Origin of the sequence: Saccharopolyspora sp., from assembly GCF_017434145.1 — a bacterium.
GTDB lineage: Bacteria > Actinomycetota > Actinomycetes > Mycobacteriales > Pseudonocardiaceae > Saccharopolyspora_C > Saccharopolyspora_C galaxeae.
The window spans coordinates 1-12,931 of the sequence record NZ_JAFRFW010000024.1 but is presented as its reverse complement, the minus strand read 5'-3'; the positions used below and the strand labels follow the sequence as shown (position 1 = coordinate 12,931).

At 69.7% G+C, this 12,931-nt stretch carries 13 protein-coding genes; 7 read left to right on the top strand and 6 right to left on the bottom strand.

What is annotated here, in order from left to right; genetic code table 11:
• A partial coding sequence (locus IJH84_RS00680; RefSeq protein ID WP_367268928.1) for a glycoside hydrolase family 15 protein occupies positions 1-388 on the top strand: 388 nt, incomplete at its 5' end.
• Positions 389-680: 292 nt separating this feature from the next.
• Here the strand turns inward: IJH84_RS00680 and IJH84_RS00675 are convergent.
• A complete protein-coding gene (locus IJH84_RS00675; protein WP_295138956.1) occupies positions 681-1,745 on the bottom strand; it encodes a quercetin 2,3-dioxygenase in 1,065 nt (354 codons plus the stop codon).
• Positions 1,742-2,707: an alpha/beta hydrolase gene (locus IJH84_RS00670; RefSeq protein WP_295138954.1), complete on the bottom strand. Its 966-nt coding sequence runs from the start codon at positions 2,705-2,707 to the stop codon at positions 1,742-1,744. The genes IJH84_RS00675 and IJH84_RS00670 overlap by 4 nt, the downstream gene beginning before the upstream one ends.
• A gap of 158 nt (positions 2,708-2,865) precedes the next feature.
• On the opposite strand from IJH84_RS00670, the gene IJH84_RS00665 reads away from it, so the two are divergent.
• Positions 2,866-3,444, top strand: coding sequence for a hypothetical protein (locus IJH84_RS00665; RefSeq protein ID WP_295138952.1), 579 nt, complete (start codon positions 2,866-2,868; stop codon positions 3,442-3,444).
• On the opposite strand, the gene IJH84_RS00660 is transcribed toward IJH84_RS00665, so the two are convergent.
• Positions 3,396-3,878: a benzoate/H(+) symporter BenE family transporter gene (locus tag IJH84_RS00660; protein ID WP_295138950.1), complete on the bottom strand. Its 483-nt coding sequence runs from the start codon at positions 3,876-3,878 to the stop codon at positions 3,396-3,398. The two genes, IJH84_RS00665 and IJH84_RS00660, sit on opposite strands and share 49 nt — an antisense overlap.
• A 560-nt stretch (positions 3,879-4,438) precedes the next feature.
• Between IJH84_RS00660 and IJH84_RS00655 the strand changes: the two genes are divergently transcribed.
• A complete protein-coding gene (locus IJH84_RS00655) occupies positions 4,439-5,542 on the top strand; it encodes an LLM class flavin-dependent oxidoreductase (RefSeq protein ID WP_200070579.1) in 1,104 nt (367 codons plus the stop codon).
• Between the two features lie 39 nt (positions 5,543-5,581).
• On the opposite strand, the gene IJH84_RS00650 is transcribed toward IJH84_RS00655, so the two are convergent.
• The 3 genes from IJH84_RS00650 to IJH84_RS00640 form a co-directional block, all read right to left on the bottom strand.
• On the bottom strand, positions 5,582-6,331 hold the full coding sequence (locus IJH84_RS00650; RefSeq protein WP_200070580.1) for a sulfite exporter TauE/SafE family protein: 750 nt from the start codon (positions 6,329-6,331) through the stop codon (positions 5,582-5,584).
• A 38-nt stretch (positions 6,332-6,369) separates the two neighbouring features.
• Positions 6,370-7,695, bottom strand: coding sequence for an MFS transporter (locus tag IJH84_RS00645; protein ID WP_295138946.1), 1,326 nt, complete (start codon positions 7,693-7,695; stop codon positions 6,370-6,372).
• 132 nt (positions 7,696-7,827) lie between these two features.
• Positions 7,828-8,757 carry a LysR family transcriptional regulator gene (locus IJH84_RS00640; RefSeq protein ID WP_295138944.1) on the bottom strand — a complete coding sequence of 310 codons (930 nt, stop codon included), beginning with the start codon at positions 8,755-8,757 and terminating at the stop codon, positions 7,828-7,830.
• 190 nt (positions 8,758-8,947) lie between these two features.
• On the opposite strand from IJH84_RS00640, the gene IJH84_RS00635 reads away from it, so the two are divergent.
• From IJH84_RS00635 to IJH84_RS00620, 4 genes are all read left to right on the top strand, one after another.
• Positions 8,948-9,931 (top strand): VOC family protein, encoded by a 984-nt coding sequence (locus IJH84_RS00635; protein WP_295138939.1) that lies wholly within the window; start codon positions 8,948-8,950, stop codon positions 9,929-9,931.
• Positions 9,932-9,954: 23 nt separating this feature from the next.
• Positions 9,955-10,926: a fumarylacetoacetate hydrolase family protein gene (locus IJH84_RS00630; RefSeq protein WP_295138937.1), complete on the top strand. Its 972-nt coding sequence runs from the start codon at positions 9,955-9,957 to the stop codon at positions 10,924-10,926.
• Positions 10,923-11,876 (top strand): cyclase family protein, encoded by a 954-nt coding sequence (locus tag IJH84_RS00625; protein ID WP_295138935.1) that lies wholly within the window; start codon positions 10,923-10,925, stop codon positions 11,874-11,876. The genes IJH84_RS00630 and IJH84_RS00625 overlap by 4 nt, the downstream gene beginning before the upstream one ends.
• A gap of 39 nt (positions 11,877-11,915) precedes the next feature.
• Positions 11,916-12,931: FAD-dependent monooxygenase (locus tag IJH84_RS00620; protein ID WP_295138933.1), on the top strand; the 1,016-nt coding region annotated here is incomplete at its 3' end.

Below are 12,931 nucleotides of genomic sequence, written 5' to 3'. Positions count from 1 at the left end.
GAGCGAACCGGACGCGGCACTGCTGCTGCCGCTCATCCGCGGCGCCCTTCCCGCCGACGATCCGCGCACCGGCGACACGGTCGATGCGGTGCGCGCGACGTTGGCCCGGGACGGCTACGTGTCCCGGTTCCCGCAGGCACCCAACCCGTTGGGCCCCGACGAAGGCGCGTTCCTGATGTGCGGGTTCGTGCTGGCCCTGGCCGAGCGGCGGCAAGGGCACCGCGCTTGGGCGCTGCGCCGCTTCGAACGCAACCGTGCGGCGTGCGGGCCGCCCGGGCTGTTCTCCGAGGAGTACGACGTGCGCCAGCGGCAACTGCGCGGCAACCTGCCGCAGGCGTTCGTGCACGCCCTCATGCTCGAATGCGCGGTGGGGGTCCTGCAGGAGTGATCGCTCGAGCGGGAGGGCCTGCAGCCCCGGTCGGGAGAGGGGCGGGTGCCGGCCCGGGAACCCCCCGACGGTGACCGAGCCGGCACCCGCTTGCACTGCGGTCCAGCAACGCAGCACTACCTACAGTGTGTGCACAATCAGCCCATTCCATGGGCTGTCGAGCCCTGTTGCTTTCGTCACAATCCGGCACATCGTTCCTGGTCAGAACATCAACAGCAGCCGGCAGAGTCCAGCGCGCCATATCGCGCAGCTCCCGCCCCAGTCGTCACAGCGCGCAGCGCCCTGGCGCGACCTAGACGTCGAGGCCGGCCATCCGCTGCGGTGGTGGGCCGACGACGACGAGGTCGAGGTCGGAGGCGGCGAGTTCCGCCGGGTCGGTCGCCAGCTCGGCCGGGCCGTCCGGGTGCACGTGCAGGTCGGTGGGACGTCCGGTGACGTCGAAGAAGGCCTCGAAGACGTCCGGGGTGAGGATGCCGAGCATCCGGGTGTTGTGCGCGTCGAAGGCGAACGTGTGGATCGTGCCTGCGGGCGCGTGCACGAAGTCGCCCTCGGTCAGCAGGACCTCGCGTCCGTTGACGTAGAGCCAGATCCGGCCGGACAAGCACACGAAGGACTCGGTGTGCCGCTGGTGGAAGTGCCGGATGAAGTACTGCGACCGCGTGCCGAAGGTGTCCACGGCGAAGTAGTTCCCCGCGGTGTTCGCGCCACGCACGAGGTAGGTGTTGAGGCTGTCACCGGTTTCCCGACGATCTCCCTCACCGGCGCGCAAGAAGTACGGCTCGACGCCTTGCGGGAGCGCGGCGTCCCAGTGGTCCCGCACCGGCTCCGGGTCGATCGCGGGAAAGGTGATGCCCAGCGGCGCTGCGATTCCTTCGCGCTGCCGCCCGGAAACCCCCGATGTCGACCGTCCGGAGTGGACCCGTCGCCGCACGGGCGTGCCGAGCTTCTCGGCGAACTCCACCGACCCGCCGGGTGCGGCCCAGGTCAGCAATTTCGTCACGTGCGCGAGCATCCGGTAGGCCACCGGTGTCCCGGCGGGCGCGTGCACTGAGTCGCCCGGCACGAGGATTCGGCTGGATCGCCCCAGCCACACCTGAACGCTGCCGCTGCACACGTAGAACGAGCGGTGCTGGTGTGCATGGGCGTGGAACGGCGCCGCAGAACCACGGCCGCCGGTGATGTAGGCGGCGTCGAAGAGCCCGCCCGTGTCCGCCGCGCGCGCGATGATCGTGTGCAGCAAGTCGTCCAGCTCGTAGCGCCGCCCTTCCCCGTTCGCGAGGTAGTACGGCACCGGCTCGCCGGGAAGCCGGTTGACGACGGGATCCAGATCGTGCATCGCTTCGAGGTCAGTGGTCATGCTTTCCCTTTTCCGTGCAGGTGTTCCGCGAAGAAGTCGCCGATGGCGCCGAACGACACGCGCGCCCGGCCGGAGCGTTCCGGCTGCCCCGGGAGGGCTTGCCGGTAGTCGGCGGGGGCGGGTCCGGCCGCCAGCCGCCCGTCGTCCATCACCTTCGGCCCGTCCAGCTCCACCCGGCCCGCAGGGTTCAGGAATCCGTGCCGGAAACCGTCCAGCAGGTAGAGCGTGCTGGGCACTCCCGCGGCGGCGAGCGCGGCATGCAGCGACTCGCTTTGCGCGTGCGGCACCAGCGCGTCGCCGGTTCCGTGCAGGATCTGGAAGGGCGGCGCGGCGCTGGTGATGTGGCTGAGCGGGCTGGCCAAGGCCGCTAGCGCGGGCCGGTCAGCGCGGCCAGCGCCGCCAAGTGCCCGCCCGCCGAGCAGCCGGGATTCCGGCGAGTTCGCACCGGAATCCGCGGCCGCGACGAGCGCGGCCAGGTCCACCGGCCCGTACCCGTCCGAGACGGCTTGCACGCTCGCATCGCCCTGTCCGGCCGATTCACAGTCCACAGTGGCCACATGCCCGGTCATCGCTGCCAGCGCCGCCAAGTGCCCGCCCGCCGAGGAGCCCCACAACCCGATCGCGGCCGGGTCGATCCCGAACCGCCCGGCGTGGCGCCGCAGGAACCGCACCGCAGAGCGCACGTCGAACCACTGCGCCGGGAACGGAGCGGTGCCGCTGAGCCGGTATTCGGCGCTGGCCATCACGAAGCCCCTGGCGGCGAAGCGGCCGAGCTCCGGCGCGAGCGTGCGGTCCCCGGTGAACCAGCCACCGCCGTGCAGCCACAGGATCGCCGGGAACGGTCCCGGACCTTCCGGCACGGCGAGGTCCATCAGCAACGGCCCCGAGTCCCGCTCGGCGAATTCCACATCCCGCGACCAGCGCACCGGGCGTTTCCCCTGCGCGCCGGCTGCGCAAGACATCGCCGACTCGTCGCGGCCGCGCAAGCGCACTCGATGGCACCGTTCGTTGTGAGCTCCGAGAACCAGTCTCCGTACGCCTCGGACGGCGCACAAACGCCTCCGGAACAACCGGCGGGGAGTTGTTCCACCTGGCCGGTCGCGGGTGCGAAGGTGGCGCAGTGGACACGGACCGGATCGACCGCGCGCTGCGCCGTGCGCTGATCGAACTCGCCGCCGGCACGGTCGCCGCGCACGTGCCGACGTCGACGCTGGTGCGCAAGGCCGGGATCGGCCGGACCACCTTCTACCGCAGGCACCGCAGCGGTGCCGACTACGTCGAAACCTTGCGCCGGGACGTCCTGGCCGAGCTGGAGCGGGCGTTCCGCGGCGCGCAACGCGAAGCCGGCATCGACGACGGTCTGTACCCGGTGCTGACCCACCGCGTGCATGCTGTTCTCTCGATCGTGCAGCACAACGCCGAACTGCTGCGGCTGTTGTGCCGTGGTGCGACCGGTTCGGTCTTCCGCGGCCGCTGCCGCGCGCTGCTGGCCGACCTGCTCGCCGAGGACTTCACGAAGCTGGGCACCCGCATCGACGCGGCCTACTGCCCGCCGGAATACGTGCTGGCGTTCCTGGCGCACGCCGCCTTCGGAGCCGCGGCGGCGTGGCTGGCCAAGCCGCAGCCGGAACCGATCGACGAGATGACGTTCTACCTGGTTTCGCTGATGAGCGGGAACACCGCGGATTTCCTGGAGTAGGAACATCCAGTGTGGATGATGCCGTTCGCGGCGAGGCGACGTCGGTTCCCGTCCTCATCATGCCGGCGCTTGCACGCCAGCACCAGGAACGCGGCCAGCATCGGGAGCGCGATCACGGCGTCGCGGGCCAGCGCGTGCACCAGGTCAAGGCCGAAGCTCAGGAACACCCCGGCCACCATGCCCATCACGATCGGCATCGGGATCGCCGCCATCATGGCCAGCACCGTGAGGCTGCCGTTCAGGAAGAACACGCCGAACACCCAGGACGCCAGCTGAGCCTGGGTCAGCCCGCCCTGCTGCCCGACCGCGAGGATCACCGCGGTCGGGCTGGTGGCGGAGAAGACCAGCCCGACGAACCCGTTGATGGCGTAGCGGGGTTTCAGGTCCCCGAGGAATTCGCGCGCGTTCGGCAGCGGCCGCGGCGGCCGTTCCACGAGGCCGCTTTTCATATTCCGCGAATCGGTTCTCATACGCGTCCCATCTCAATTCACCCCGAACGCGCGAGACCACCGCTGAACGAGCTGTTCAGGGTGGTCTCTCGAGTAGCGCGCGTCGGCCGCACGCCGCCGTTGTCCGGTACCGGCACCGGTCGTAGCGGTGCTGGAGCGTGGTTTTTCCCGTTGCCGGTCGGTCTTTCTACCGAGCGCGATTCTCCGGATCCAGGACCGTGTAACCCGGATCACTTCTCGAAGAGGACTGCGCACGCGCTGCAGCAGCGAAAAAGTCCCGGATCACGCCGATTCCGGCCGCGCGGGAAATTCGGCGACCCGCCCCGGCCAACTACCTTTCACGTGTAGCGGCACCGGGGGCCGGGGTGAGCCGCCGAGGCCGCGCCGCGTTCGCGCATCGAGCCGCCACTCCGCCCGGCATCACGGCCTGCGAGCCGGGGCCCGCGAGCCCCGGGAATAATCTTCCATGGAAGACTCTTCCAGGAGACGTAACGGCAGGGCGCGGGCGGCGGCGGTGCCCGCACCGGAGCGAACGGAGGCGCGCGATGCAGTTCGGCATCTTCACGGTCAGCGATGTCACCACCGACCCGACCACGGGCCGGACCCCGGACGACACCGAGCGGGTCCGCTCGATGCTCAAGATCGCCCAGCACGCCGACCAGGCCGGGCTGGACGTGTTCGCGACCGGCGAGCACCACAACCCGCCGTTCGTGGCCTCCTCCCCGACCACCCTGCTTGGCTACCTGGCGGGCACCACCGACAACCTCGTGCTGTCCACCTCGACGACGCTGATCACCACGAACGATCCGGTCAAGATCGCCGAGGACTACGCGATGCTGCAGGTCATCACCGATGGCCGGATGGACCTGATGATGGGGCGCGGCAACACCGGCCCGGTCTACCCGTGGTTCGGCTACGACATCCGGCAAGGCATGTCGCTGGCGCTGGAGCACTACGCGCTGCTGCGGCGGCTGTGGGAGGAAGAGGTCGTCGACTGGCAAGGCAAGTTCCGCACCCCGCTGCAAGGCTTCACCGCCACCCCACGCCCGCTGGACGGCGTGCCGCCGTTCGTCTGGCACGGCTCCATCCGCAGCCCGGAGATCGCCGAGCAGGCCGCGTACTACGGCGACGGGTTCTTCCACAACAACATCTTCTGGCCCATGCACCACACCAAGCAGATGGTCCAGCACTACCGGCAGCGCTTCGAGCACTACGGGCACGGCGCCGCGGATCAGGCGATCGTCGGGCTCGGTGGGCAGGCGTTCATGCGCAAGAACTCGCAGGACGCCTGGAACGAGTTCCGCCCGTACTTCGACAACGCGCCGGTGTACGGCCACGGGCCGACCATGGAGGACTTCACCACCGCCACCCCGCTGACCGTGGGCAGCCCCCAGCAGGTCATCGAGCGCTACGCGGCCATGCGCGAGGAAGTCGGCGACTACCAGCGCCAGCTGTTCCTGATGGACCACGCCGGACTGCCGCTCAAGACCGTGCTGGAGCAGATCGACCACCTCGCCGAGGACGTGGTTCCGGTGCTGCGCAAGGAAATGGAGTCCAAGCGGCCCGCGCACGTGCCCTCCGACCCGCCGTCGCACGCCGACCGGGTCGCGCGGGCGAAGGCGGAGTCCGCACCGGAGCAGGTTCGGTGACGGACCGGGCCGGGCACCGGACGATCCGCGGTGCCCGGCTCACCGCACCAGCAACCACCCGACCGCCACGACGCCGATCACCACGACCGTCCAGCGCAGCACGGCAGGCGGGAGCCTGCGGCCGATCCTCGCGCCGATCAGCCCGCCGAGCGTGGAGCTGACCGCGAGCAAGCCGACCACCGGCCAGCTGATCGGCGCGACGAAGGCGTAGACCGCGCCCGCCACGATGTTGACCACCGCGGTCAGCGCGTTCTTGATGCCGTTGAGCCGCTGCAGCGAGTCCTCGACCAGCAACCCCATGACGCCGATGAGCATGATTCCCTGAGCCGCGGTGAAGTAGCCGCCGTAGGTCCCGACCAGGAAGATCCACACATACAGCAGCGGGCCTGCGCGGCGCGTGCCGGTGCCTGCGCGAAGATGTTTGGCCAGCAGCGGCTGGATCGCGACGAGCAGGACCGAAAGACCGACCAGCGCCGGTACCACCGTCTCGAAGGCGTCCTGCGGCAGGGAAAGCAGCAGCGCCGTGCCCGCGATGGCGCCGAACAGCGACGCCACGGCGTACCGGACCAGTCTGCGGCGCTGCCCGACCAGCTCGTGCCGGTATCCGTACGCGCCGGTGACGGCACCGGGGATCAGCCCGATCGCGTTGGACGTCGTCGCGGTGACCGGCGGATGCCCGAGCGCGACGAGCACCGGGAACGTCACCAGCGTCCCCGAGCCGACCACCGTGTTGATCGTGCCCGCCCACAAGCCCGCGAAGGCGATCAGCACGCCATGCCACCACGTCATGGCCGCGAGCCTATGTTCCGGGTGGCGCTTTCGGCCGGTCAGCTACCCGATGCGAGCTTCTCGGCCTCGCCGGTGGCGCTGCGCTGCCGCAGCAGCAGCACCGAAACCGCGGCCAGCAACGACGCCACCGCCAGGGCGTGGAGCCCGTAGGTCACCGTGCCGGTCTGGTCCTTGATGAAGCCGAAGCCGAACGGGGCGACGAACCCGCCCAGGTTCCCCAGCGAGTTGATCACCGCGATGGCCGGTGCGACGATCCGCGGGCTCAGGCTGCGCTGCGGGATGGACCAGAACAGCGGACTGGCGCTTTTGAAGCCCATCGCGGCCAGGCACAGGAAGACCAGCGCGGGCCACGGCGAGACCACCGCCGCCAGCCAGGTTCCGACCCCGGCGGTCAGCAGCGCGATCACCAGCAGCGGCCTGCGGTCGCCCGCGCGATCACCGGCCCGGCCCGCCAGGTACATCGCGATGACCGCGCAGATCCACGGCAGCGAGGACAGCAGTCCGACGGTGATGTCGTTGGTGCCGTCGATGCGGCGCACGATCGACGGCAGCCAGAAGGTGTTGGCGTAGATGGAAAGCTGGATGGCGAAGTAGATCCAGCAGAACAGCAGCAGTTTCGGCTGCAGCAGCAGCCGCCATCGCGATCCGGTTCCGCTATCCACTGTGGACTTGGCCGCGTCCTCCGCGGAAATCGCGTTCGTCAGCGCGGATTTCTCCGAGTCCGACAACCAGCGCGCATCGGCGATCTTCGAGTCCAGGAAGAAGAACGCGCCGATGCCGACCACGACCGACAGCGCGCCTTCCGCCCCGAACAACCACTGCCAGCCGTGCGCCCCGGCGACACCGTCCAACGACAGCAGCGGACCGGACAGCGGCCCGGAGATCGCCGCGGCGATGGACGAGCCCGCGACGAACAGCGCCGTCGCCCGGCCGCGGTGCGAATCCGGCAGCCAGCGGGTGAAGTAGAAGATCACCGCGGGGAAGAAGCCCGCTTCGGCCGCACCGAGCAGGAACCGCAGCACGTAGAACATCATCGGGCTGGACACGAACGCCGTCGCAGCCGACACCAGCCCCCAGCTGACCATGATCCGGGTCAGCCAGACCTTGGCGCCGAAGCGCTCCATCAGCACGTTGCTGGGCAACTCGAACAGCGCGTAGGCGATGAAGAACAACCCGGCGCCGAAACCGTAGGCCGTGGCGCCGATCCCGACGTCGGCCTCCAGGTAGGTCTCGGCGTAGCCGATGTTCGAGCGGTTGAGCTGGTTGCAGATCAGCATCAGCACGAACAGCGGCACGACCCGGCGGAAAACCTTGCCGATCGCCGTGGCCAGCGCGGGATCCTGCTGCTGGGAGGGGAACTGCATCGGTCACTCCTCGGCACGCCAAGAATCGGTGCCCTCGCGGGAATCCGTGGATCATGACCGTAGAAGTGCTCGCGGATCCCCGTCCAAACCCGATTCGGCAACGATGCATACCCGTGTTGAATCGGCGGGTGCCTATTCGTCCGCGGAACCCTTCGCGTTCACCTGCGCGCCCACCCGCGCGACGACCTCCCGCAACCACCGGTGCCGCGCGTCCTGGCGGTGCGTGGGGTGCCACCACATCGCTTCCTTGATCGGCACCGCGGCGAACGGGCATTCCAGCAATCGCACCCCGGCGGCCGGCGCGATCTTGCGCGCGAGGCGCTGCTGGATCAGCGCGATCCGGCCGGTGCCCGCCACCAGGAACGGCATCGACTGGAAGTTCTCCACGACCACCTCGATCCGGGGTTCGACACCCAGCATCGTCAGCTGCCGCAACGCGGGGGTGTAATCGGTGGGCCGGTGGTGCAGCACCACCCACGGCAGGCGGGCGAGGTCGTCCTGGCTGAGCCGTTCGCCGACGGTCGCGTTGTCCGCGGCGACCATGCACAGCCAGCGGTCCTCGTAGAGTTCCACGGCCGGGTAGTCCGCGAGGAAACCGTGCGGCATGAACAGGCCGTCGGTACCTGCCAGCGTCGCCGCGATGTCGTCCACCGCGGGCACGGTGATCTGGTGGAACCGCAAGCGAACGCCGGGGGCTTCGGCGTGGATGGTGCGGGAGAGCTGCTCACCGATCACGGCCAGCGCGTAGTCCGAGGTCGTGAAGGTGAACTCGGTGTCGGCAGCGGCGGGGTCGAAGCGGTTGTGCGTGTCGAACAGCCGCTCCAGCACGTCGTGCGCCGAGGACACCCGGTCCAGCAGGGTCGTTCCCAGCGGGGTGAGCCGGTAGCCGTTTCCCGCGCGGGACAGCAGCTCGTCGTCGAAGTGGCGGCGCAGCCTGCTCAGCGCCGCGCTGGTCGCGGGCTGGCTGAGCCCGACACGCCGCCCGGCGCGGGTGACGTTGCGTTCCTCCAGCAGCGCCCGCAGCACGGGCACGAGGTTGAGGTCGAGTGCGTTCAGGTTCACGGGCCGGTGTTCACCTCACGAATGCTGATTCACGGCACGAATGCTGACCATATGGGAAATCGATTTTGTCGATGCCTGCTCGGCCCGTGAGAGTAGAGGGCGCGCCGGGTCCTTCGCGCGCCAGGCCGGATCGACGGCGTTCCCGCGACGACCGCGAGCGCGCGCCCGAACGACCGAGCAAGGAGGAAAGATGACCGAAGTTCTGCTGTCCCAGCTGGCGCACGTCGAAGTGTTCAGCCCGCGCCCGGACGACACGGTGCGGTGGTTCACCGACACCCTCGGGCTGGAGGAGACCACGCGCGACGGTCGTTCCGTCTACCTGCGCGGCTGGGGCGAATGGCTGCACCACAGCGTTCAGGTCACCGAAGGCGACCAGCCCGGGATGGGCCGCGCCGGGTGGCGCACCCAAGGGCCCGACGACGTCGCCACCATCGCCGAGCGAGTCGAGTCCTCCGGGATCCGCGGTGAGTGGTTCGACGACCTCGCGGGGCAGGGCCGCACGTTCCGGTTCCGCGCACCCGGCGGTCACCTGCAGGAGGTGTTCTGGGAGGCCGAGCGCTACCAGGCTCCGCCGCAGCTGCGCACGGACATGCCCGACCGCCCGCAGAAGTACCGGCCGCGCGGCGCCGCGGTGCGCTACATCGACCACGTCACGATCGGCACCGACGGGATCGACCGCGACGTGGAGTTCTACAAGAGCCACCTCGGGCACCGGCACACCGCGCGGGTGGTTCCGGAACTCGGTTCGGACATGACGGTGTTCTCCACGCTGACCACCAACCACAGTGGACACGACCTCGGCCTGGTGCCGGATTTCTCGGGCGTTGCCGGGCGGATCAACCACGTCGCGTTCTGGGTCGATCAGCGCTGCGACGTGCTGCGCGCCGCCGACGTGTTCCTGGGCGACGACACGCTCATCGAGTTCGGTCCGGGCGTGCACGGCATCGGCGAGATCACCTATCTCTACGTGCGCGAGCCCGGCGGGTTGCGCATCGAGCTGAATTCCGGCGGATACCGCAACTTCCTGCCGGACTGGGAGCCGGCCACCTGGACTCCGGACCTCGGTTCGGTCAGCTTCTACCGCAATCTGGGGATGCCGGAGTCCATGATGGAGTCCTTCCCGCCCGCGGCGATCAACATCGACGAGTTGAAGCGCACCAACCAGTTCGCCTGAACCCGATGCGCAGCGAGGACTCGATGCCGCTCCCAGCACCGTTCGCCCTGGGCACCTTTTCCGATCAGCAGCGGGAACCGTTCCCCGGCCTCGTCGTCGATGACCGGGTCCTGGACCTGCGCGGGGCCCTCGACCCGGGCCCGCATTCGGTGCAGGTCCTGTTGCAGAACTGGCAGCGCGTGCTGCCGGAACTGCGCGAACTCGCGCACGACGATGCGCGGGACTGGCGCGCGATCGGAGATCTGCGGGTGCACGCGCCGGTGCAGCCGCGGCAGATCTTCCAAACCCGGGCCAACTACCTCCCGCACGTCATCGATCGGGAGCTCGCGCACCGCTCCCCCGACGAGCCGCGCCCGCCGGAGCAGGCCCGCGCGGAGATCTCCGAGGTGATGGACCGGCGTGCGGCCGATGGCGTGCCTTACGTGTTCATCGGCCTGCCCGGCGCGATCACCGGTCCGTACGACGACGTGGTTCTGCCGTCGTGGTGCGCGAAACCGGACTGGGAGCTGGAACTGGCCGCGGTGATCGGCGAGCCCGCGTACCGGATCACGCCCGCCCAGAGCCTCGCGCACGTGGCCGGGTACACGATCGCCAACGACCTCACCGACCGGGCGAGCGTGTTCCGCAGCGACATGCCTGCGATCGGCACGGACTGGCTGCGCGCCAAGAACGCTCCCGGGTTCACCCCGATCGGCCCCTACCTGGTGCCCGCGGAATTCGTCGACGACCCGTCGGACCTGCGGCTCACGTTGCGGCTCAACGGAGAGATCAAACAGGACGAGTCCACATCGGACATGCTGTTCGATCTGACGCGGGTGATCTCCTACGTCTCGCAGACCGCGCGGTTGCTGCCCGGAGACCTGGTGCTGACCGGCTCGCCCGCCGGGAACGGGATGCATTGGGGACGGTTGCTGCGCAGCGGCGATGTCATGGAATCCACCATCAGCGGGCTGGGCGCGCAACGCACCCGCTGCGTCGCGGAGGAGCAGCGGTGAACCGGCAAGATCCCGAGTCCGAAGTGGCCGAAGCGGCCCGCCGCTGCCGCAACTGGGGGCGGTGGGGCCCCGACGACCGGCTGGGCACGCTGAACTTCCTGGACGCGGCGAACCGTCGCGGGGCTGCGCAACTGGTCCGCCGCGGCGTGAGCCTGTCGCTGTCGCTGCCGTTCGACATGGACGGTCCGCAGAAGGGCTGGCGCCGCCGCACGAACCCGGTGCACACCATGCTGGACACCGGAACCGACGCCGCGATGGGCAAGCAGGGATTCCCGCACGGAATCGGCGGCGCCGACGACGTGATCTCCATGCCGCTGCAGTGCTCCACGCAATGGGACGGGCTGGGCCACATCTTCGATCGCGGCAAGGCGTGGAACGGCCGCGACGCCGCGGAAACCGTCACTTCCGATGGCGACCTGGTAACCGGCGTGCAGCACATGGCCCCGCACGTCGCCGGGCGCGGCGTGCTGCTCGACGTCGGCCGAGTCATCGGTGACGGCGAACTCCCGGACGGCTTCGCCATCACCGAGCGGCAGCTGACCGACACCGCCGAATCGCACGGCGTGGTGCTCGACCGCGGCGACATCGTGCTGGTCCGCACCGGGCAGCTGGCCCGCGCCAAGCGGGACGGTTGGCACGACTACGCGGGCGGGCCGGCACCAGGATTGTCGTTCACCACCGCCGATTGGCTGCACCGCAGCGAAATCGCCGCGATCGCCACCGATACGTGGGGGTTCGAGGTCCGCCCCAACGAGTTCGAGCACGCTTTCCAACCGTTGCACCAGGTCGCCATCCCGAACATCGGCCTGCTGATCGGCGAGATGTGGGACCTGGAGGCGCTCGCCGCCGACTGCGCCGCGGACGGCGTGCATGAGTTCTGGCTCACCGCGGCTCCCCTGCCGATCACCGGTGCGGTCGGTTCTCCGGTGAACCCGATCGCCGTCAAGTAGTCCGCCGTTCCCACGGCAGGAGTCGTGGAAGGAGTCAGCATGTCCACCAGTCGAGCCGTCCTCGTCGTCGGCGGCGGTACCACGGGCAACGCCTTGGCGGTGCTGCTGCGCCGCGCGGGTGTGGCCGTCGACCTCGTCGAGTCCAAGCAGGACTGGGACGCGACCGCCGGTTCGGGGATCACGTTGCAGGGCAACGCGTTGCGGGTGCTGCGCGAGGTCGGAGTCTGGGACGAGTTGCGCACCCAGGGCTATCCGTTCGACTCGCTCGGCATCCGGGCACCGGACGGCTCGCTGCTGCACGTCGGCGACGATCTGCGCACCGGCGGGCCGGAGCTGCCCGCGACGCTGGGCACGGATCGCGCGCAGCTGCAACGGCTGCTCATCGACCGGGTGCGCGGCGCGGGCGTCGAAGTGCGGCTGGCGACCACGATCACGTCGCTGCAGCAGCACCCGGATCAGGTCGAAGCCGCCTTCTCCGACGGCACCGGCGGCCACTACGACTTGGTCGTCGGCGCGGACGGACTGCACTCGCGCACCCGGGAACTGATCGGCATACCGGATCGGCCCGCACCGACCGGAATGGACATCTGGCGGGCGGCCGTGCCACGTCCACCGGAGGTGACTCGAACCGAGATCGTCTACGGCGGGCGATGCTGCATCGCCGGGTACTGCCCGACCGGGCAACGCAGCATGTACGCCTACCTGGTCGAGCGCACCCGGGATGGCACGAACCTCCCGCGGAGTTCGTACGCTGCGGAAATGCGCTCGCTCGCGGAGGGCTACGGCGGGCCGTGGCGGGGTGTCCGCGCGGCGCTCGCGGACTCGGCGCAGGTCAATCGCACCCGGTTCGACCACATGCTGATCGCCGGTCCCTGGCACCGCGGCCGGGTCGTGCTGGCCGGGGACGCGGCCCACTGCTGCCCGCCCACGCTGGCCCAGGGCGCGGCGATGTGCTTGGAGGACGCCTCGGTGCTCGCGGAGCTGCTACTGTCCGCCGACCGGCTCGACGAGGCGCTGTGGAACGCGTTCATGACGCGTCGCTTCGAGCGCGCCCG